The sequence below is a fragment of the Pseudomonas sp. GW458-11-26-14-LB4 genome, from assembly GCF_059423925.1.
Genome location: NZ_JBWKYU010000002.1, coordinates 350,293 through 371,740 on the forward strand (window position 1 = coordinate 350,293; position 21,448 = coordinate 371,740).

Below are 21,448 nucleotides of genomic sequence, written 5' to 3' on the forward strand. Positions count from 1 at the left end.
TCACTGATGAAAGGTGTACCGGTCCTTGCCGGAATGCTTTGACTCGTACAGTGCTTCATCGGCCTTGATCAGTGCCTGGTTGAGGGTGTCGCCATCTTCGACCCGGGCCAGACCGATGCTGATGGTCACCGGGTGCCGGGTCGGTTGCTCGCGCACCACCCGGCACAATTTCCCGGCCAGCGCCTCGACATCCTCGCGGCGCACACCGGCCAGATAGATCGCAAACTCCTCGCCACCCAGTCGCGCGTACTCAAACGGTGCCATCACCGCTTTGATGTCCGCCGCGATGCGCTTGAGCACCTCATCGCCGATGTCATGGCCGTACACATCATTCACTTTCTTGAAGTTGTCGATGTCGATCATCGCCAGGTAGTGGTCATGCTCACGCGGCACGGCTTGCAGGGTTTTTCCGGCGCGGGTCATGAACGAGCGGCGGTTGGGGATTTCAGTGAGGGTGTCGTTGTAGGCCTGATCCAGCAACAGCTTGGACATGATGTAGTTGTAGAGCTTGGCCTCGCGCAGCTTCAAAAACGTATAGATCGTCAACCCGCAGAGAAACACGGCGTACGCGATGGTCATCACGCCTTTGAGTTCCAGCAGGTTGATACCGGTGTTCATGAACGGATTGAGCACCAGCCAGGTGATGGCCTGGGCACCGAAGAACGACCAGCGGCTGAGCGGCAGTACCGAGGCGCTGTACAACGTAGTGGCTGCGGCGAGCACCAGCCAGATGCCATGAAAGGTCGGCGGCAGGCCGTCGATCACCATTCGGATGCCGAGTGTGATGATCACCACGAATGTCAGGTTCAGCCAGTCGAAGTGTCGAGCCTTGCGGGTGAACATCAACACCACAGCAAGAATCGCAAAGGCCGCGATGAACACCATCGAACGCCAGGTGAATCCCTGATTGCCGATGAAGCTGACGATCAGGTCGAAGGCGAGCCAGATGCCGATGCTCGCCAGGTAGATCAACAGGCAGAACGAATGCAGCCGCTCGAATTCATGCTGGATGAACTCGCTCCACAGTTCGGCGGGCGCGGTCTTCTTCAGGACTTCGTCTTCAATGGTTTTGTACATTGCTGCCCGGATGCTTGCGTTGGTTGTCGAGGATGACCGAGCCCCACGGTCGATAGCGCAGGGAAAACACCGCGTTCTGATGGCAGCCGGTCGAGGTCGCATCCGGGTTGGCCGGCTTGGCACGGAAGGGCTCGCCCTCGCGGCTGACCTGCCGGAAGGCTTCGCGCACGATCCCCACGGAGCAGGGCAGTGCACTGGCATAACCGTTGCGCACCAGCGGTGACAAACGACCGGTGCCCGCGCCGTCCTGCCACCAGACCTGCGCACCCGCCGCCGTCAATTCGCCCAACCATTGACCGTTGACCGCCGGGGCCAGCTTGCCGGCACTGAAGGCGCTGACATGCAGCGGCGCATCCAGCTTCGCGGCAAAGTCCTTCAATTGGCGCTGAAGTGTGGCCCGTCGATCTGCCGCCAGAAAGTGCAGGTCGTCCAGCTCCAGCGGCAGATACCAGCCGTTGACCGGCAGCTTCCAGTCCCGACGGAGCTTCTGCTGCTGAGCCAGTGACTGGCCCAGTTGTGCCTGCCAGTAAGCGCCGAGACCGGCGCTGTCCAGTTCATCGATGCGTTTGTAGTAGGCCGGGTCCATCGCCAGGCCGAGCACCAGTTGCAGACCTTCCCGCTGAGCGAGTTTCAGGCTGTTGGCGAGCCAGCCATTGGCGCCGTCGAAGTCCGAGTCACCATAAGCCGTCCACTGGACGATCACGGTACGCGTGCCTTGTTTCGCGGTGTCTTGCCAGACTTTCTGCCACTGCGCCTGGGTCAGGCCGGCATCGACATTCAGCGGCTGATAGAAGACACGCTCGTCGGCCTTGGCGACAGTGGCACTCATCAGCAGGCACAAACACAACATCCATCGAGCCATCAGAAATTCCACTCCACGCCCAGCAGCACGCCGTTGCCGCCTTCATACAGATTGCCGCCCAGCGACTGTTGATATTCGGTGCGAACCGTCAGTTTCGAACGGTAGGCGTTGTAGCGATCCTCGTCGTACCACCATTGCCAGCGCAGACCGACACCGGTGCGCAGGTCCTGGCGCCAGTCGTTGCTCGGGTCCTGGCTGGCAAACTCGAGGAAGCCGTAAGGCATGATCGTCTGGGCTCCACTGAACGGCAGTTTCCAGGCGTGACCTTGCTGGAATCGCGACAGCCACTGGTGATCGCCGGCCTTGGTCCACCACGCAGCATCAAGATAGAGAAAACGCTCGTCCCAATCGTTTTCGTCGACCCGCCAGTCGTTGCGGTACTTGCCCTGATCGAGGAACGAGGCGGTGGCGCGTAGCAGGTAATCAGTGGTGGTGTGACCGTCCTTGCGGTGATCGTTGACCTGATCGAACAGCTTTTCCGGCACCAGCATCTGGCCGAGGCTCAGGCTGTGACTGTCGTCATCGTCGAACTGGCTCTGCTTGTAGATCTCGCCGTAGAAGTTGATGTTCTGTGTGCCCCACGGTTTGTAGCGCAGGCCGACACCGGCGGCGAGGGACTCGGCGTAACTTGAGCGACCTTGTCCGCCCAGCAAGACACGTCCGTACACCGACAGCGTGCTGCCGGCGCGGCTTGGTTCTTCGCCCAGGGCGTGGTCCCACATTGCCAATTGCACATTCTGCGAATCCGAGCGACGGCGTGAACCTTTGCTGTCGTCCGGGCGCACGAAGTCGTTGGTCGAGATCCCGGCCGGCGACCAGGTGCTGGCAATCGTCCGGCTGTCACGCCGTGACAAGGTTTCATGGGCGCGGCGCTGGCGATAACGGCGGGCCTCCATGCTGCCGTCTTCGCCATCGGCCGCCACCGGGTTCTGCTCCAGATCGATCACCCGGCGCAGTTCCTTGCGCGCGGAGGCGCTGTCTTCGACTTCGTCGTAGCGCCAGGCCAGGGTTTCGCCGAGGCGGTAATCCTCGGGGAAATCGCGGGTGGCCTGTTGCAGATACGGAATCGCCGTGGCGCGTTCTTCGCGGGTTTCGGCGCCGGCCAGACGCATGCCGTAGTCGGCGCGATAACGCGGATTGTTCGGCTCGCGGCGTACCGCTTCGGCCAGCCATGCAGTGCTTTGCGGCAGGTCACCGGCCTTTTGCGCGGTGACCGACGCGGCGTAGAAGTGGCCGGCATCCGGTGCCTGCTGCAGGGCCTGGCGCTGACGTTGCAGTGCCTGGGCGTGATCACCCCGTGCGTCGGCGATGGCTGCGCCGAGGGCCCATTCATTGGCACCGCGAGTGGTGCTCTGTTGCCAGTAGGTTTCGGCGGTCTGGCTGTCACCAACATTCAGGGCGCTGCGACTGGCTGTCAGACGCGCGTTGTCGCTGAGTTCGGCGGTCGGGATGCTGCGCCAGATCGTCAGTGCACCGGCAGAATCACCGGCCGCTTCCAGGGCATAGGCCAGCGGCAGACGACTGCCGCGATCGCCGAGCTTTTCAGCCTGCTGGTAATAGACGACGGCTTCACCCGGGCGATCAGGCATGGCGCAGCGACCGAGCGCGCGGTAATCGCCAGCCGCTTGCGGGTGGCTGCCGATGGCTTGCTGCACGGCGTCGCACTGGCCGGTCTCCGCAAGTTGCGCGAGCAGTTGGCCGCGCGTGGCACCGTCCACCCGGTTGAGCAGGAGCGCCATGCGTCGCTGTTGCTCCGGCGTCGTGGAGGGCGCTGCGGCATACAAGCCGGCCAGACGCTGCAACGCCGTCGCCGGCAAACGCCCGTTATGACGATCGAACGCAGATTCCAGCAACTGTTGAGCGTGCGCCCGATCACCGGCATTTACCGCAAGATAGGTGGCCTGATTGAGCGAGGAAAGATTGTCGGTCTGTCGGTAATGCAGTTCCCACAGGGTCTCCGCTTCGATCATCCGTCCCATGCGCTGCGTCAGTTCCGCACGGCGCTTGACGATATCGGGCGTCTGTTTCTGACCGGCCAGCCAGGCGTTGACTTCGGCACTGCGACCTTGCTCCTGCCAGATGTCGAGCACCTGTGTTTGTCGTCGACTGTCCCAAGGCTCCGGTAGACGGGTGCTTTGCAATAGATCCGTGGCTTGCAGGCGCTGGGCGAGTACCAGCCAGGTCTGTGGGTCGTCGGTCGGCGGGCAGCTGCGCAGTTGCTTGAGCGCGGCTTCCGGATCCTGGCGCGACAGCCATTCCGCGGTTTCCAGGCAAGGCCGTTGCAGATCGTTGCTCAGACGCTGCACGGTGGGCACGTCTTCGGTCTTGCGTGCCAGTTCCCACAGACGCTGACGTTGCGCCGGATCGGCGAGATCGCTGGCCGGCAACGACTGCATCCAGCGTTGGGCCTGTTGCTCGTGGCCCATGGCGATGGCGCGGTCGACCATCGCCAGGCGAATGTTGCGTGCGGCCTCGGGACTCGGCGCCTGTTGCAGCAGTTGCTGTAGCGGCTTTTCATCGAGACGCTGCACGTAAGCGTTGGCCAGCCGTTGCCAGCCTTCGGCGTCCAGTTGTTTGCGTGCGGCCAGCGGCGCCAGTTGGTCGATGGTGCCGCTCCAGTCGCGCAGTTGCTCCGACCAGTTGGCGCGGGCCAGGCGCAAGATGTTGTCGTCACCCTTGGGCGCCAGTTGTGCCAACCAGTCATGGGCCTTGGCCGCGCCGCCGAACTTGGCCAGGCTCAGGCTGTAGGCCTGCCACAGACGCACACGGTCATTCAGGCTGCTGGTGGCCATCCAGCTTTCAACTTGCGTGCTGGTCGGCGGATCCTGTTCGATCCAGGTCAGGCGCAGGTCGAGCAGGGCATCGCTGTTGTCCGGCAATGCTTGCAGCGCTTCCTTGTAACGGCGTTGATTGGCCAGGGACTCCACCAGCAGTGCCCGCGCCTCATCGTTTTTCGGGACCTTTTCCAGCAAGTGGCGCATCAGTCGTTCGACTTCTTTCCAGTTGCCCTTTTTCGCCTCGCGATAGCTGCGGTCCATGTAGGGGTAGCTGCGGAACTGTTCAAAGTCGCTCAGCGGTGCAGCCTGCAGCGGATACGCGGTGCTCAGGCCCAGCAGCAGGCTGCCCATCAGCAAGGTTTGACGATGCACAGGCTTCATGCGACCTCCCGGACAATGCGGTAGGCGGCTTGCTGTTCGCTGGCCTGATCGGCCAGGGCCTGTTCCAGTACTTCCTGGGTAATCATGCCCCGGGAAATCAGGTGTTCACCGAGTGACATCTTCTCGGCATCGAAGTCGATCAGCGCCTGATTGAACAGGGTCGGCGGAACCATGCCGCGCACCTGCAACAGATTGCCCAGCAGCACTTGATGGCGGCTGACCCGTTCCAGCAGGGCTTCATCGTCCTGATGGCGCTCAAGCACTTCGAGCATATGACGCACTTCCTCATTCTGGCGGGGGCTGGCGTACCAGTAACGAATCCCCAATGTGACTCGGCCCTGAGGTGCGAGACGGCTGCGCACCGGGCGTTTCAATTGACGGCTGATGGCGCCGAGCGAGACCTGACTGACCGGGCCTTCGGAGGCCAGAATCAGGGTGTCGCCTTCTTCGGCCACCGGCAAAATGCCGTAATGGGAGGCGACCCGGCGCGGTACGGCATCGATCAGGCGCTTGTCGAGCTTGAACGGATTGAGTGGCGCCCATTCCAGATCAAGCTGTTCGGCCAGGGTTTGCACGAGTTGGGTGCTGTTGATGTATTCACGCAACAGCAGTTCGCGCCCGAGGCGCCGGCGTACCGGGCTGGTGATCGCCGCTTCCAGTTGCTCTTCGGTAAGCAGGCCTTTTTCCACCAGCCGATGGCCAAGTGGAGTGCGCTGGGCCTTGGTCAGCGCCGGGAATTCGTGAGTGGTTTTGTCCCAGGCCACACGCCGCGAATCGCCCATTTCCATGACCTGACGCAAGGCGCGCAGGTTGGCGAAGAAATTGACGAAGTTGCTCCACATCATGCGCGGCGCTGACAGCAGACCTTCAACCAATCCGTAGTAACGAGTGACGAACCAGCCGCGCTGGAACAGGCGGTTGAGCAGCATCAGGCCGTTGAGCCACAGTAGCACTGAGAGCAGCGAGCTGTCGGCGAGAATCGAGGGGTAGCGCCAAGAGTCCGGGGAAATGATCGTCACCGCCCACATCGCCAGCAGTACCAGGAACAGCAGGTTCACCAAAAAACTCAGCAGGTAGGCGATCAGCCCGCGACGGTCGCGCCACAGGAAGTAGTTGAGAAGACCCTTGCGGCTCCAGCCGAGGTTCTTGGTGCCCTGGAACACGATGCCGACAATCCACCGCGATTTCTGCCGGATTGCGTGTTGCAAGTCACGTGGGAAGTGTTCCCGGACACAGATCACCTGGGAGAATTCGCGGTTCATGCCGAACACCCAGGGTTGCTCCAACGCCAGTTTCGGATCGCTGACCGAATAACGGGCGAAGATGCATTTCATGCCTTTCTGTTTGAGGCGGAAACCGATGTCGTAGTCCTCGGTGAGACTCTGCACATCGAAGGCAATGCCGTCGCCGTCTTCCAGCAGGGCGCTGATGGCTTTACGGCTGAAGCAAGTGCCAACGCCGGCGCTGGGCACCTGGCCGGTGAGGGCTTCGCGGACGATGACGTCTTTGCCGTGGTTCTCGGCGAACTCATCGACGTAGTGCCCGGCGGTGAAGCCTTTCCACTCCGGCGCGTAGGGGTAGACCGGTATCTGGATCAGGTCCTTGTTCGGCAACAGGTAGTTGTAGAGGCGCAATTCCATCGGCGAAATCACGTCTTCGGCGTCGTGCAGGATGAACCCGGCGAACTGGATTTTCGCCTCGCTCTCGAAGCGCAGGATCGCGTCGATGATGTTGTTCAGGCAGTCGGCCTTGCTGGTCGGGCCGGGGCGGGCGCACACCACTTTGTGCACGTTGGGGTAGTGCTGGCAGACCGCGTCGACATCGGCCTGGGTTTCGGCGTCGTTGGGGTAGGTGCCGACGAAAATCTGATAGTTCTCGTAGTCGATGGTCGAGGCGGCCAGACGCGCCATTTCACCGACCACGCCGACTTCGTTCCACGCCGGCACCATGATTGCCAGCGGTTTCTCGGGAATCGAATACAGGCGTTCCTCGTCGGCACGCTTGAATTTCTCGTAGATCCGCCAGCGCCGGATGAATTTGCGGCTCCAGTAAACGAGGTCGATGAACAGGTCATCGAGGCCGAGGATGAACATCAACAGGGCGAGGGCAATCGCCACATATTTGAGACCGAACAGCACATACGCGAAAAAATCGACCCACCCCAGACTCATACCCCTTTACCCGCCGCCGAGCGTGCGCTCAGCCAGGCGTAGAGGCGGTTGGAACAGATGTTGAGTGTGATGTCGGGCCACTGACGCAGAACCCGGGCCAGCGGGGCCATTTTGATGGCCTCCGGGCGAGTACCGAAAACCATCATGACATTAAAGGACATTGACCCCTCCTGGGACGAAGCAAGGCCGCGGCCAAAGGGCCGGCAGCACTTATCTCTTTCTGAGAAATAAAGAAAAGCAGCCGGATGGGAGCTTGTCCAATCCGGCTTCGAGGCTAGTTGTTACAGATCAATTGGAACGACGGTGCCATTTCATGATGGCTCTTAGGTGGCACTTTCAGGAAAAGTTCCATCGTTTTGCGCGGGGGATGGTGCAGAGGGTGCTGAGGGTGTGGTGCAGCCAGGAGAGGGTGTGTCGGGGTTTGCGGCAAGTGGCGGGTGCTTTCACCTTGCCGATGTGTTCGGCGAAATGCTCATGAAGGGATCTTTCATCTCCAATGCCTTTGAGTTTTTTCCGCAGTTTCCCGTCCTGAAAGAAAAGCACCGTAGGGAATCCGTCGACATGAGAAATATTGGGCGACTTTTCCGCTTCGAGCATGTAGATGTTCGCCCGAAGTCGATAAGGCTCCGCGATTTCACGAAAAACCGGGCTGGCATAGGTACAGGCACCGCAGTGCTCGCTGTAGAAATACAGAATCACTGGACGCCATCCCTTCAACACTTTGCGGTAGGCGGGGTGCAACGTTGTGTGGGGGGGACGGGTTCTCATTGGAGCCTCCTGATCAATGAGTCTGGAAGGCCTTTGACGTTAAAGCAGGGCAAAACGGCGGTCTACTGTCAGAAATTACAGGTAGGTCCTACAAAGGATGATTTCGTCCTACTTTGATGCAAGAGCATTCCCTCAGAAGACTCAGGTCCGCAAAGGCCAAGCAGCTGGTATCGTTTTCAGACATTTATCAAAGGAGCTCCTGATGGGCAGCGACGCAGGTTTTAAAGCAGTTTCCGTAGTACAAACTGATGAGGAGCTTATGAATCGCCTTGAGGATCTGGAGCTGATAGCTCTCTGCAAGGAGTGGGAAAATGATCCGACCATAAAAGTTTCGATAGACGACCTTTGAGGTTGGTTCTCGGAAATAAACACTGCCCCTGAATCGATCACCCGTGCACCGACTGGGAACCTGCTACCCGCATTGTTGTAGCCAACGGTAGCGCACGCTCCGCTCTCTCACTGTTCCTCTATTTTTTCTTTTTACATATCTCTTTGATTCCTCAGAATTTTCAATCCATTGCAGATTCCCCGCGAATCCTGTGGCACACTTTCTGCTGTCTATTCCGTAGTAACAAACCGTGTTCCGGTATAGCGGAATAAACAACTTCCTGGAGTGCTTGCCATGCATCGCCGACCTTCCTTGTTCAAAGCGTGTGTTTTTGTTCTCGCGGCTTCGTCCGCTGTCGTGGGTATGGCCCAGGCGGCTGACAGCAAGCTCGATAGCGTCCTGGCCCGTGGAAAACTGATTGTGGGCACCGGCAGCACCAATGCGCCGTGGCACTTCCAGGGCGCGGACGGCAAGTTGCAGGGCTTTGATATCGACATCGCCCGGATCGTCGCCAAAGGTCTGTTCAACGACCCGAGCAAGGTCGAGTTTGTTGTGCAGTCTTCCGATGCGCGGATTCCCAACCTGCTGACCGACAAGGTCGACATGAGCTGCCAGTTCATCACCGTCACCGCCAGCCGTGCGCAGCAAGTGGCGTTCACCCTGCCGTACTACCGCGAAGGCGTCGGCCTGCTGCTGCCGAACAACAGCAAATACAAGGAAATCGAAGACCTGCAGGCCGGTGGTGACGGCGTGACCGTGGCCGTGCTGCAGAACGTGTACGCCGAGGAGCTGGTGCATCAGGCGCTGCCCAAGGCCAAGGTCGATCAGTACGACAGCGTTGATCTTATGTACCAGGCGGTGAACTCCGGTCGCGCCGATGCCGCCGCCACCGACCAGTCTTCGGTCAAATACCTGATGGTGCAGAACCCTGGCCGCTACCGCAGCCCGACGTACGCCTGGAGCCCGCAGACCTACGCGTGCGCCGTCAAACGTGGCGATCAGGACTGGCTGAACTTCGTCAACACCGCCCTTCATGAGGCCATGACCGGCGTCGAGTTCCCGACTTATGCCGCGTCGTTCAAGCAATGGTTCGGCGTGGATCTGCCATCGCCGGCCATCGGTTTCCCTGTCGAATTCAAATGATCCCGTGAGAGTGGGGCGCCCTGATGCGCCCCGCTCAAGGTACTGCCGACCATGAACTATCAGTTGAACTTTGCCGCCGTGTGGCGCGATTTCGACACCTTGCTGGCGGGGCTCGGTCTGGGCCTCGAACTGGCGCTGGTGTCGATCGCCATCGGCTGCGTGATCGGCCTGCTGATGGCGTTTGCCTTGCTGTCCAGGCATCGCGCCTTGCGGGTGCTGGCATCGGTGTATGTGACGGTGATCCGTAACACGCCGATTCTGGTGTTGATTCTGTTGATCTACTTTGCGTTGCCAAGCCTGGGAATCCGGCTGGACAAGATCCCGTCGTTCATCATCACGCTTTCGCTGTATGCCGGGGCGTACCTGACCGAAGTGTTCCGCGGCGGTTTGCTGAGCATTCCCAAGGGCCAGCGCGAAGCGGGGCTGGCTATCGGTCTGGGCGAGTGGCAGGTGAAAGCCTACGTCACCGTGCCGGTGATGTTGCGCAACGTGCTGCCGGCGCTGTCGAACAACTTCATTTCGCTGTTCAAGGACACCTCGCTGGCCGCCGCGATCGCGGTGCCGGAGCTGACCTATTACGCGCGCAAGATCAACGTCGAAAGCTACCGGGTGATCGAAACCTGGCTGGTGACCACGGCGTTGTATGTCGCGGCCTGTTACCTCATTGCCATGCTGCTGCGTTACCTCGAGCAGCGTCTGGCGATCCGCCGATAGGAGGCTGCGATGTACGAATCCCCCAGTTGGTTGCATGAGTTGTGGATTGCCCGCGAAGCCTTGTGGCAAGGCTTTCTGACCAGCGTGCAGGTGTCGGCGCTGGCGATTCTGTTCGGCACGTTTATCGGCGTATTCGCCGGGCTGGTGCTGACCTACGGCAAGTTCTGGATGCGCGCGCCGTTCCGTTTTTATGTCGACCTGATTCGCGGCACCCCGGTGTTCGTGCTGGTGCTGGCGTGCTTCTACATGGCACCGGCGCTCGGTTGGCAGATCAGTGCGTTTCAGGCGGGTGCCTTGGGGCTGACGCTGTTTTGCGGCTCCCACGTTGCCGAGATCGTGCGCGGTGCGTTGCAGGCGTTGCCACGCGGGCAGATGGAAGCCGGCAAGGCCATCGGCCTGACGTTCTATCAGTCCCTTGGTTACGTCCTGTTGCCTCAGGCACTGCGGCAGATCCTGCCGACCTGGGTCAATTCGTCCACCGAAATCGTCAAGGCCTCGACCTTGCTGTCGGTGATCGGCGTGGCCGAGCTGTTGCTCAGCACCCAGCAGATCATCGCCCGGACGTTCATGACCCTGGAGTTTTACCTGTTCGCCGGTTTTCTGTTCTTCGTCATCAACTACGGCATCGAATTACTCGGCCGGCACATTGAAAAGCGGGTGGCCCTGCCATGACTCAAGCTCAAGTTTCCAACGTCCAGAACGGTCAGCTCCTGCTGGACATCCGTGGCCTGCACAAACAATACGGCGCGGTCGAAGTGCTCAAGGGCGTTGACCTGAGCATGCAGCGCGGCAACGTGGTGACGCTGATCGGCTCCAGCGGCTCGGGCAAGACCACGATGCTGCGCTGCGTGAACATGCTGGAGGAATTCCAGGGCGGGCAGATCCTGCTCGATGGCGAATCCATCGGCTATGACGAACTCAACGGAAAGCGCGTGCGCCACCCGGAAAAAGTCATTGCCCGTCATCGTGCGATGACCGGCATGGCGTTCCAGCAATTCAACCTGTTCCCGCACCTCACCGCGTTGCAGAACGTCACGCTCGGCTTGCTGAAAGTCAAAAAGATGCACAAGGACGAAGCCGTGGTCCTGGCCGAGAAATGGCTGGAGCGGGTCGGCCTACTGGAGCGGCGCAATCACTTTCCCGGCCAGTTGTCCGGCGGTCAGCAGCAGCGCGTGGCGATTGCCCGGGCGATTGCGATGAACCCGAGCCTGATGCTGTTCGACGAAGTCACCTCGGCCCTCGACCCGGAACTGGTCGGCGAAGTGCTGAACGTGATCAAGGGCCTGGCCGAGGACGGCATGACCATGTTGCTGGTGACCCACGAAATGCGTTTTGCGTTCGAGGTCTCGGACAAGATCGTTTTCATGAATCAGGGGCGCATCGAAGAGCAGGGGCCTCCCAAGGAACTGTTCGAGCGTCCTCAATCGCCGCGGCTGGCGGAATTTCTCAAAAGCACGCGGTTCTGACTTTTCACTTTTTCAATCAGGAGAAACACCCATGAGCATTACTCGTTACGGCACCGGCAGCACCGCCGCTGGCGGCCAGCCACGTCCATTCGCCCGCGCTGTTGAGGCAGATGGCTGGCTGCACGTTTCCGGGCAGGTGCCGGCGGTGGATGGCGAGATCATTGTGGGCGGCATCGTCGAGCAGACGCACCAGACCATGAAGAACCTGATCGCGATTCTCGAAGAGGCCGGTTATGGCCTGGAAGACGTGGTACGCGCCGGCGTGTGGCTGGACGATCCGCGGGATTTCAGCAGTTTCAACAAGGTCTTCGGCGAGTACTTCAAGCCCGAACACGCACCGGCCCGGGCCTGTGTGCAGGCGAGCATGATGGTCGACTGCAAGGTCGAGATCGACTGCATTGCGTACAAGAAGAAGGCCTGAGTGATGTGGCGTCGCTGAGGCCATAGCCCCCTCACCCTAGCCCTCTCCCCCAGGAGAGGGGACTGATCTCTATCGATGCAGATTGTTGTGCCAGACGATGGCATTTGCATCGATACGGTCAGGCTCCCTCTCCCTCCGGGCGGTCCGACGTTTCGGGAGGGCGGGGGGTGAGGGCTGCGATCCAACTGACACAACGCCAAGGGCCAGTTACCATCCCGGCATCTTTTAAGGGAACCACAGAAATGACCGAAGACACCATCAAGCGCCGGGCACGCGGTCTGGACCGGGCGTTCGATATCCTCGATTTCCTCAAGGAGATCGGCCAGCCACTGCGTCCGAACGACATCGCCAACGGCATCGGCAGCCCGAAATCCACGGTCTACGAGCTAGTGGCGTCATTGCTCGAGCGGCGGATTCTGGAGCCGGTGGGCAAGGACGGTCACGTCTATCTCGGTCGTCAGCTGTACTTCCTTGGCCAGGCGCACTTGCGCCATTTCGACCTCAGTCGCGAAGCCGATCACGCCTTGCAGGAGATCGTCAGCCAGACCCGGGAAACCGCGCAGATGTGCCTGCTCAACGGGCGCAAATACACGGTGGCGCTGATGAAGGAGGGCGAGCGGCACTTCCGCATTTCTTCCGATATCGGTGAAAACGCGCCGATCCCGTGGACCGCCTCCGGTCGCCTGCTGCTGGCGCACTTGAGCGATCAGCAGATCAGCGATCTGATCGATCCCGACGATTTCATCCTGCCGGATGGCGAACGCCTGCCGATGGAGACGTTTCTGGCGGAAATCCGTCAGGCCGGCATCGACGGTTTCTTCTCCTTCGACAGTGTCGCCGACACCTTCACCCATTGCTTCGCCGCCCCGGTCAAAGACCCTCAAGGCGTGGCCATCTGCACCCTGTGCATCGTCGCCCCGCGCGCCGATGCCAAGAACAATTACAACGACTATCGCCGGGTCTTGATCGAGAGCGCCAACAGCCTCGCCCGGCGAATCAACGAATAACCGCGCCTGCCTGCGGGCGCGACTGTGAGGAGTTCGACCATGACGACTGCCAACAACACTGCTGCCGTGGAAAAGGGCGATGCCGCCGTCGGCGCGCAACTGGTGCGTGACATCAGCCTGCCGGCGCTGGTGCTGCATCGCGAAGCGCTGGAACACAACATCCGCTGGATGCAGAAATTCGTCAGCGACAGCGGCGCCGAACTCGCGCCCCACGGCAAGACCAGCATGACCCCGGCGCTGTTTCGTCGTCAGCTCGACGCCGGCGCTTGGGGCATCACCCTGGCCAGCGCCACCCAGACCCGCGCTGCATACGCCCACGGCGTGCGCCGGGTGCTGATGGCCAACCAACTGGTCGGCACACCGAACATGGCGCTGATCGCCGATCTGCTGGCGGCCGATTCCGGCTTCGATTTCTATTGCATGGTCGATCACCCGGACAACGTCGCCGATCTGGGCGCTTATTTCGCATCGCGCGGCGTGCGGCTTAACGTGATGATCGAATACGGCGTGGTCGGCGGCCGTTGCGGTTGCCGCAGCGAGCAGGAAGTCATCGAACTGGCCAAGGCCATCGGCGCGCAATCGGCGCTGGCCCTGACCGGCATCGAAGGTTACGAAGGCGTGATCCATGGCGATCACGCGGTCAGCGGCATCCGTGAGTTCGCCGCCTCGCTGGTGCGCCTGGCGGTGCAGTTGCAGGACAGCGGCGCGTTCGCCATCGCCAAGCCGATCATCACCGCGTCGGGTTCGGCCTGGTACGACCTGATCGCCGAATCGTTCGAACCGCAGAACGCTGGCGGGCGTTTCCTCAGCGTGTTGCGCCCTGGCAGTTACGTGGCGCACGACCATGGCATCTATAAAGAAGCGCAGTGCTGCGTACTCGACCGTCGCAGCGATCTGCACGAAGGCCTGCGCCCGGCGCTGGAAGTCTGGGCGCACGTGCAGTCGCTGCCGGAGCCGGGCTTCGCGGTGATTGCCCTGGGCAAGCGTGACGTGGCGTTCGATGCCGGGATGCCGGTGCCGTTGCTGCGTTACAAGGCCGGCGTGCTGCCGGCAGTGGGCGACGATGTCGGCGCCTGCAAGGTGACGGCGGTGATGGACCAGCACGCGTTCATGACCGTGGCGCCGGGCGTGGAATTGCGCGTCGGCGACATCATTTCCTTTGGCACTTCGCACCCGTGCCTGACCTTCGACAAATGGCGCGTAGGGCTGCTGGTGGACGAGCAGCTGTCCGTGATCGAAACCATGGAAACCTGCTTCTGATGAACACGCTCAGTGCATTGGGTCCGAACACCCCGCGCATCGCCCTGATCGGCGAATGCATGATCGAACTCCAGCAACGTGCCGATGGCAGCCTGCAACAGAGCTTCGGCGGTGACACGCTGAACACGGCGGTCTATCTGTCCCGCGCCATGGGCGACAACGCGCAGGTCGATTACGTCACGGCGCTGGGTGATGACAGCTTCAGTGACGCGATGTGCCGCAGTTGGGCCGACGAAGGCATTGGTCTGGATCTGGTCCAGCGTTTACCCGGTCGTCTGCCGGGTCTGTATTGCATCCAGACCGACGCCGCCGGCGAACGTCGTTTTCTGTACTGGCGCAACGAAGCCGCCGTTCGCGACTGCTTCACCACGCCGACGGCCGCGCCGATTCTGGCGGCGCTGCCGGATTACGACGTGCTGTATTTCAGCGGTATCACGCTGGCGGTACTCGGTGCGCAGGGGCGGGAAAAACTGATCGAGACCTTGATCGAAGCCCGTCAGCGTGACGCGCGAATCGTCTTCGACAACAACTACCGCCCACGCCTGTGGGCTTCGGTGGAAGAGGCGCGGGCGGCGTATCGCAGCGTGTTGCCCCATGTCGATCTGGCGTTGCTGACGGTGGACGACGAGCAGGCGCTGTTCCATTTCGAGGACTGTGATGCGGTGTTTGAAGCGTACGCGCAGATCGGCACGCCGGAAGTGGTGCTCAAGCGTGGCGCTGAAGCCTGTCTGATCCGTTGCGCCGGGGAAGCGTTCGAAGTCCCGGCGCAGAAGGTCGAGAAGGTGGTGGACACCACGGCAGCGGGGGATTCGTTCAGTGCGGCGTATCTGGCGAGTCGCTTGTCGGGCGCAAGCCCTGTGCAGGCGGCGGAGGCGGGGCATCGCTTGGCCAGTCAGGTCATTCAAGTGCCTGGGGCGTTGATCCCCAGGGATTGATGCCGATCCCTGAAGGCGCTGCCGAAAGCCGCGCCTTCAGGGCACTGGATCAGTCGCGGTAAAACACCTGTACCAGGTGATACCCGAACTTGCTCTTGATCGGCCCGTGCACGGTGCGCAGCGGTTTTTTGAAGATCACCGCATCGATCGCACCGACCATCTGCCCCGGCCGTACTTCACCCAGATCGCCGCCGCGCTTGCCGGACGGACAAGTCGAAAATTTCTTCGCCAGCACATCGAACGCCTCACCGTTGGCGATGCGTTGTTTGAGTTTTTCAGCCTCTTCGGCGGTCTTCACCAGAATGTGGCGGGCTTGGGCTTTCATCGTGCAATACCTGTAGCGGGGTGACGGCGGGGCGCGGATTATGCCTCAAGTCACGGGTTTTGGCTGATCATCGTGCGGATCTTGCCGGCCAGCTGTTCGATGGAAAACGGTTTGGCGACCATGTCCATGCCGTCTTCGAGGAAGCCCTGGCGCTCGGCGGCTTTCTGCGCGTAACCGGTCATGAACAACACCTTGAGCCCCGGACGATGCTGGCGGGCGATCTCCGCCATTTGCCGGCCGTTCATGCCCGGCAGGCCGACGTCGGTCACCAGCAGGTCAACCCGCAGATCCGATTCGAGCAACGGCAGGGCGCCCTTGGCGTCTTCGGCTTCATGGGCGCGATAACCCAGCTCCTTGAGCAGGTCCATGACCAGCATGCGCACCGCCGGATCGTCCTCGACCACCACCACGGTCTCGCCGGTCGCCACAGCGGGGGCCTCGGCAACCGCTTCGATTGCCGGCAGCTCCGCTTCCAGTGCATACAAGCGCGGCAAGTACAGGCGCACGCAGGTGCCCTGACCCGGCAGGCTGTCGAGGCTGACGTGCCCACCCGATTGCTGGGCAAAGCCATAAATCATCGACAAGCCGAGCCCGGTGCCTTGCCCGATGGGTTTGGTCGTAAAGAACGGATCGAACGCTTTGGAACGTACTGAAGGCGTCATGCCGGTGCCGTTGTCGCTCACCGCCAGCATCAGGTAATCACCGGCCTTGACCGGTTCGAGGGTAGTGATGTCGTTGCCGTCGAGGTAGACGTTGGCCGTTTCGATCAACAGCTCGCCGCCGTCGGGCATGGCGTCGCGGGCGTTGATCACCAGGTTGAGCAGGGCGTTTTCCAGTTGGCTGACATCGGTGCTGACCGGCCATACATTGTCGGCCAGGCGCAACTTGAGTTCGATCGGATCACCCTTGGTACGGCGGATCAGGTCTTCCAGCGAGTGGATCAGCTCGTTGACGTCGAGGGTCTTGCGATCCAGCGACTGACGCCGGGAGAACGCCAGCAGACGGTGGGTCAGTGCCGCCGCGCGGTTGGCCGAGGACACCGCCGCGTCAGTGAAACGGCCGATCTCATCGGCGCGGCCATTGGCGATGTAGCGCTGCATCAGGTCGAGGCTGCCGATGATGCCGGTCAGCATGTTGTTGAAGTCATGGGCGATGCCGCCGGTGAGCTGGCCGACCGCTTCCATTTTCTGCGCGTGGCGCAAGGCATCTTCGGCGCGCTCGCGTTCGAACATTTCGTTCTGCAAGCGCTGGTTGGCCTGGGCCAGTTGTTCGGTGCGCGCACTGACGCGTTCCTCAAGAGTTTCATTGAGGTTGCGCAGGGCTTCTTCGGTCTTTTTGCGTTCGGTTTCGTCGATCACGAAGATGTAGAAACCGTTTACCGCACCGTCCGCGCCGTGACGCGGCAGGTAGTTCATCAAGGCGTGCCGCTGGCTGCCGTCGCGGTGCGGCGTGTACAGGCTGAACGAGCAAGGGCGGCCGGCGAGGGCTTCGGCGATGTACGGCGCCCGCAGGAAATAGGCCTCTTCGCCGATCACTTCGCGGATCGTGCGACCGTACAGCTCTTGCGGCGTGAGCCCGTACCAGTCGAGGTACGCGGCGTTGTTCAGGCGAAAGCGTTCTTCGTGGTCGACATAGCTGATCAGGATCGGCATGGCGTTGATGATCAGTTGCAGCTCGGTCTGGCTTTGCCGCAGTGCCTGTTCGGTGTGCTTGCGTTCGGTCAGGTCCAGCGCCGCGCCGAGAAAACGTATCGGCCGGCCGTGATGATCCTTGTAGCAGCGCCCGCGGGCGAACACCCAGCGCAGCTCGCCATTGGCTTGCAGCAGGCGGTATTCCTCAGCGTATTCGGTGCCGTGGGTAATGCAATGCTTGATACTGCGGGCGATCATAGCGCGGTCTTCGGGGTGCACGCCGTGCAGGTACTCGCTGATCGGCAACTGACCGGCCAGGGCCGGATCGACACCGTGCAACTGGGCGAAATGCGCATCGGCGATGAAGCGGTCTTCGCCTATGTCCCAATCCCAGGTGCCGACCGCATCGGTGGCCGCCAGCGCCAGTTGCAGGCGCTCTTCGCTTTCGCGTTGGGCCTTGAGGCTGTCTTCGGAGCGCTGCTGCAGTTCCAGGGCGATGCGCCGGCGTTCGTTGGTTTCGATGGCGGTGACCAGAATCCCGGCCACTTGCGCGCTTTCGTCGCGGATCGGGCTGTAGGTCAGGTCCAGCCAGAAGTCGGAGTCCTGGCCGTCCCGTTGCAGGGTAAAGCGCCGTTCGCTGTAGGTTCGCACCTGGCCTTGTAGGACGGCGCTGTAAATCGGGTCGGTAAAGTCTCTAAGTTCCGGCCATATCTGGTGCGCCGGTTGTCCGAAAGCGTGCGGATGCTTGCTCCCGGCGAGCAGTGCAAAGCCGTTGTTATAGATCTGGGTGAGTTGCGGGCCCCACAACAGCAGCATCGGCATCGGCGAGTGAATCACGATGTCCACCGCGGTGCGCAGGCTCTGTGGCCAGGTGCCAGCGGCGCCCAGCGGGCTGCGGCTCCAGTCGGTGCGGGCAATCAATGCCTGGGCGTCGTTGGTGTTCGGTACAGCGTTCATCACATCAATCCTGGGCGTCGGTCGGTGAGGCGGCGTCTACTATCCTAGTGCGGTAGACGCTGTAAGGCACGTCGCGTCACGGCGCGGTCTTGTGTTCATTGAAAGCTTCGCAGGTGCTTTTGGCCATGGAAATCGATGCATTGCTCAAACAACTGGCGAGCCGCCACGGTTCGGATCTGTTCCTGTCCACGGGCGCACCACCCAGTGCGCGGTTCGACGGGGTGCTCACGCCCTTGAGCGAGCAGCCCTTCAAACCCGGTGAGGTGGCCAGTATCGCGGTCTCCCTGATGGACGCCGAACAACGACGGGAGTTCGACCGGGATCTGGAAATGAACCTGGCGATTTCCCGCACCGGGATCGGCCGCTTCCGGGTCAACATCTTCAAACAACGCAATGACGTGTCGATCGTTATTCGTAACGTCAAACTCGACATTCCGCGATTCGAAGATTTGAAACTGCCGCCGGTATTGCTCGATTCGGTGATGCTCAAGCAAGGCCTGATCCTGTTCGTCGGCGCCACCGACTCGGGCAAGTCGACGTCGCTGGCGGCGCTGATCGACCATCGCAATCGCCACAGCAGCGGGCACATCATCACCATTGAAGACCCGGTGGAATACATCCATCGCCACAAAAAATCAATCATCAACCAGCGCGAAGTCGGGGTCGATACCCGCAGCTTTCACGCTGCGCTGAAAAATACTCTGCGCCAGGCCCCGGACGTGGTGCTGATCGGCGAAATCCGTGATCGCGAGACCATGGAACATGCGCTGGCCTTCGCCGAAACCGGGCATCTGGTGCTGTCGACATTGCACGCCAACAACGCCAATCAGGCGCTGGACCGGATCATCAATTTCTTTCCCGAAGAGCGCCGCCCGCAATTGCTGCATGCCTTGGGCAATCACCTCAAGGCGTTCGTCTCCCAGCGTCTGGTGCGAACCCGGGACGGTCAGCGACGGGCCGCCGCCGAGGTGATGCTGGGCACGCCGACGATTGCCGACCTGATCCGGCGCAATGATTTTGGTGAGCTGAAAACCATCATGGAAAAATCGGCGGAACTGGGCATGCAGACCTTTGACGGTGCACTGTTCGCGCTGGTAGCAGAAGGGGTGATCGATGAAGACGAGGCCCTGAAAAATGCTGATTCGGTGAATAACCTGCGCCTGCGTCTGAAGCTGCACGCCGACACCATGCCGTCCCCACCGCCCTCGACCGGCGAATGGGGACTGATGGACTGACAGGCTTCAGTCGCGAAGTTCGACCCGGTCGCGAAACTGCTCAAGCGCTTGCGGATTGGCGAGGGCATCGGTGTTTTTCACCGGATCACCGTGCACCACATTGCGCACGGCCAGCTCCACCACCTTGCCGCTGATGGTGCGCGGAATGTCAGTGACCGCGACGATCTTCGCCGGCACATGGCGCGGTGTGGTGTTGGCGCGGATCACCTGGCGGATCTGCTGTTGCAGTGCCTCATCCAGCGTTAGGCCATCCTTGAGGCGTACGAACAGCACCACGCGCACGTCGTCCTGCCACTGTTGGCCGATGGCGACGCTGTCCAGCACTTGCGGGACTTTTTCCACCTGCCGGTAGATCTCCGCCGTGCCGATGCGCACGCCGCCGGGGTTGAGCACAGCGTCGGAGCGGCCGTGAATCAGCATCCCGCCGTGGGGCAGTTGTTCGGCATAGTCACCCTGGGCCCAGACGCCGGGGAACTGGCTGAAATAGGATTTGCGCAGCTTTTCGCCATCGGGATCGTTCCAGAGTCCGATGGGCATCGCCGGGAATGGTCGAGTGCATACCAATTCACCTTTTTCGCCGATCACCGGTTGCCCGGCGTCATTCCACACTTCCACCGCCATGGCCAGGCTCTTGCCCATGATCTCGCCCCGGCGAACCGCCGACATCGGGTTACCGTTGACGAAGCAGGACACGATGTCCGTACCACCGGACATCGAGGACAGGCACACGTCCGGTTTGAAGTCGCGATAAACGAAGTCATAACTCTGCGGCGACAGCGCGGAGCCGGTGCAAAGCAGGGTTTTCAGGTGGCTCAGGTCGTAGCTTTCGCGCGGCTTGATGCCGCTGCTTTCCAGGGTCGCGAGGAATTTCGGGCTGGTGCCGAACACGCTGACCTGCTCGTCGTCGAGCAGCTCCAGCAATCGCTCGTTGTCCGGATAAAACGGTGAGCCGTCATACAGCACCACCGCGCTGCCGACCGCTAGTGCCGAGACCAGCCAGTTCCACATCATCCAGCCGCAGGTGGTGTAGTAGAACAGACGGTCGCCGGGGCCCAGGTCGACATGCAGCCCGTGCTCCTTGGCGTGTTGCAGCAACACGCCGCCGGTGCTGTGAACAATGCACTTCGGTACGCCGGTGGTGCCGCTGGAATACAGCACGTACAGCGGATGATCGAACGGCACCGGGACGAACTGCGGCTCATCGCCCGGTTCATAGAAGTCGTCCCACAGCGTGACGTTGGCGGGTGTCCGGTAATCCGTGGCATGGGCCTGAGGTCGCGCGTAGGGCACGATGATCAACTGCTGCAAGGTCGGCAGTTGTTCGAGGATTTCATTGATCTTGACGGTCTGGTCGATCTCTTTGCCGGCATAGCGGTAACCGGCGCAGGTGATCAGCACTTTCGGTTCGATCTGGCCAAAGCGGTCGATCACGCCGTGGGTGCCGAAGTCCGGCGATGAGCACGACCAGATTGCGCCGAGACTGGTGGTCGCGAGCATCGCCACCAGGGTTTGCCAGGTGTTGGGCATGCAGGCGGCAACCCGGTCGCCGACCACGACGCCGGCCGCTTGCAGGCTGGCCTGAAAACCGGCGACTTGCTGGGCCAGTTCGGCCCAGGTCAGCAGCTCACGCTGGCCGTTTTCCCCGATAGCGATCACGGCGATGGCATCGTCGCGTCGGCTCAACAGGTGTTCGGCGAAATTCAACGTGGCGCCGGGAAACCATTCGGCACCCGGCATTTTCAGGCCTCCACGCAGAACGGCGTCCGGTTGGGTGTGAAATCTGATGCCGAAGAAATCCACGATCGCCTGCCAGAACGCTTCGCGCTGGTCGATGGACCATTGATGCAGGGCCGGGTAATCGTCGAGGTGCAGGTGATGGCGTTGATTGATGAAGTGCCGAAAGCCGTCCATGCGGGACCGGGCAATGCGTTTGGCATCGGGCTGCCAGAGAATGTCGGACATGGTTTGCCTCTTATTGTTGGTCAGAAGG

The 21,448-nt window shown here is 61.3% G+C and carries 19 protein-coding genes; 10 read left to right on the top strand and 9 right to left on the bottom strand.

The window, feature by feature from the left end; genetic code table 11:
- The 6 genes from AC07XZ_RS04400 to AC07XZ_RS04425 form a co-directional block, all read right to left on the bottom strand.
- A complete protein-coding gene (locus AC07XZ_RS04400; RefSeq protein WP_102686069.1) occupies positions 1–1,077 on the bottom strand; it encodes a GGDEF domain-containing protein in 1,077 nt (358 codons plus the stop codon).
- Positions 1,061–1,939, bottom strand: a complete 879-nt coding sequence (locus AC07XZ_RS04405; protein ID WP_102686070.1) for a DUF4434 family protein — start codon at positions 1,937–1,939, stop codon at positions 1,061–1,063. The genes AC07XZ_RS04400 and AC07XZ_RS04405 overlap by 17 nt, the downstream gene beginning before the upstream one ends.
- On the bottom strand, positions 1,939–5,097 hold the full coding sequence (locus tag AC07XZ_RS04410) for an NfrA family protein (protein ID WP_102686071.1): 3,159 nt from the start codon (positions 5,095–5,097) through the stop codon (positions 1,939–1,941). Before AC07XZ_RS04410 ends, AC07XZ_RS04405 begins: the two co-directional genes overlap by 1 nt.
- The gene (gene nfrB, locus AC07XZ_RS04415) at positions 5,094–7,268 is read right to left on the bottom strand and encodes a cyclic di-3',5'-guanylate-activated glycosyltransferase NfrB (RefSeq protein WP_085745503.1); all 2,175 of its coding nucleotides are present in this window, start codon (positions 7,266–7,268) and stop codon (positions 5,094–5,096) included. The genes AC07XZ_RS04410 and nfrB overlap by 4 nt, the downstream gene beginning before the upstream one ends.
- Positions 7,265–7,429: a hypothetical protein gene (locus tag AC07XZ_RS04420; RefSeq protein ID WP_158247720.1), complete on the bottom strand. Its 165-nt coding sequence runs from the start codon at positions 7,427–7,429 to the stop codon at positions 7,265–7,267. The genes nfrB and AC07XZ_RS04420 overlap by 4 nt, the downstream gene beginning before the upstream one ends.
- Before the next feature lie 175 nt (positions 7,430–7,604).
- On the bottom strand, positions 7,605–8,036 hold the full coding sequence (locus AC07XZ_RS04425) for a thioredoxin family protein (RefSeq protein WP_102686072.1): 432 nt from the start codon (positions 8,034–8,036) through the stop codon (positions 7,605–7,607).
- A 202-nt stretch (positions 8,037–8,238) separates the two neighbouring features.
- Here AC07XZ_RS04425 and AC07XZ_RS04430 point away from each other — a divergent pair, with 202 nt between their 5' ends.
- The 9 genes from AC07XZ_RS04430 to AC07XZ_RS04470 all read left to right on the top strand — a co-directional run bounded on the left by AC07XZ_RS04430 (position 8,239) and on the right by AC07XZ_RS04470 (position 15,310).
- Entirely contained in the window at positions 8,239–8,385 is a 147-nt protein-coding gene (locus AC07XZ_RS04430) for a hypothetical protein (RefSeq protein ID WP_240871899.1), read from the top strand.
- Between the two features lie 273 nt (positions 8,386–8,658).
- Complete coding sequence (locus tag AC07XZ_RS04435; protein ID WP_102686073.1) at positions 8,659–9,507, top strand: transporter substrate-binding protein; 849 nt, start codon at positions 8,659–8,661, stop codon at positions 9,505–9,507.
- Between the two features lie 51 nt (positions 9,508–9,558).
- Positions 9,559–10,221 (top strand): amino acid ABC transporter permease, encoded by a 663-nt coding sequence (locus AC07XZ_RS04440; protein WP_007960243.1) that lies wholly within the window; start codon positions 9,559–9,561, stop codon positions 10,219–10,221.
- Between the two features lie 9 nt (positions 10,222–10,230).
- Positions 10,231–10,893: an amino acid ABC transporter permease gene (locus AC07XZ_RS04445; protein WP_102686074.1), complete on the top strand. Its 663-nt coding sequence runs from the start codon at positions 10,231–10,233 to the stop codon at positions 10,891–10,893.
- Positions 10,890–11,687, top strand: a complete 798-nt coding sequence (locus AC07XZ_RS04450) for an amino acid ABC transporter ATP-binding protein (protein ID WP_102686075.1) — start codon at positions 10,890–10,892, stop codon at positions 11,685–11,687. The genes AC07XZ_RS04445 and AC07XZ_RS04450 overlap by 4 nt, the downstream gene beginning before the upstream one ends.
- Positions 11,688–11,718: 31 nt before the next feature.
- Complete coding sequence (locus AC07XZ_RS04455) at positions 11,719–12,108, top strand: RidA family protein (protein WP_007912330.1); 390 nt, start codon at positions 11,719–11,721, stop codon at positions 12,106–12,108.
- A gap of 242 nt (positions 12,109–12,350) precedes the next feature.
- Positions 12,351–13,115 (top strand): IclR family transcriptional regulator, encoded by a 765-nt coding sequence (locus AC07XZ_RS04460; RefSeq protein WP_011334479.1) that lies wholly within the window; start codon positions 12,351–12,353, stop codon positions 13,113–13,115.
- Positions 13,116–13,154: 39 nt separating this feature from the next.
- Entirely contained in the window at positions 13,155–14,375 is a 1,221-nt protein-coding gene (locus AC07XZ_RS04465) for an amino acid deaminase (protein WP_102686076.1), read from the top strand.
- On the top strand, positions 14,375–15,310 hold the full coding sequence (locus AC07XZ_RS04470; protein ID WP_102686077.1) for a sugar kinase: 936 nt from the start codon (positions 14,375–14,377) through the stop codon (positions 15,308–15,310). Before AC07XZ_RS04465 ends, AC07XZ_RS04470 begins: the two co-directional genes overlap by 1 nt.
- A gap of 49 nt (positions 15,311–15,359) precedes the next feature.
- Here AC07XZ_RS04470 and AC07XZ_RS04475 read toward each other — a convergent pair whose 3' ends face one another.
- Both AC07XZ_RS04475 and AC07XZ_RS04480 read right to left on the bottom strand, forming a co-directional pair.
- Entirely contained in the window at positions 15,360–15,635 is a 276-nt protein-coding gene (locus tag AC07XZ_RS04475) for a peptidylprolyl isomerase (protein ID WP_007952044.1), read from the bottom strand.
- 50 nt (positions 15,636–15,685) lie between these two features.
- Complete coding sequence (locus tag AC07XZ_RS04480) at positions 15,686–18,223, bottom strand: PAS domain-containing hybrid sensor histidine kinase/response regulator (protein ID WP_102686078.1); 2,538 nt, start codon at positions 18,221–18,223, stop codon at positions 15,686–15,688.
- A 125-nt stretch (positions 18,224–18,348) separates the two neighbouring features.
- On the opposite strand from AC07XZ_RS04480, the gene AC07XZ_RS04485 reads away from it, so the two are divergent.
- Positions 18,349–19,458, top strand: a complete 1,110-nt coding sequence (locus tag AC07XZ_RS04485) for a PilT/PilU family type 4a pilus ATPase (RefSeq protein ID WP_085745512.1) — start codon at positions 18,349–18,351, stop codon at positions 19,456–19,458.
- Between the two features lie 6 nt (positions 19,459–19,464).
- Here AC07XZ_RS04485 and AC07XZ_RS04490 read toward each other — a convergent pair whose 3' ends face one another.
- Positions 19,465–21,420 carry an acetoacetate--CoA ligase gene (locus AC07XZ_RS04490; protein ID WP_102686079.1) on the bottom strand — a complete coding sequence of 652 codons (1,956 nt, stop codon included), beginning with the start codon at positions 21,418–21,420 and terminating at the stop codon, positions 19,465–19,467.
- Positions 21,421–21,448 lie beyond the last annotated feature (28 nt).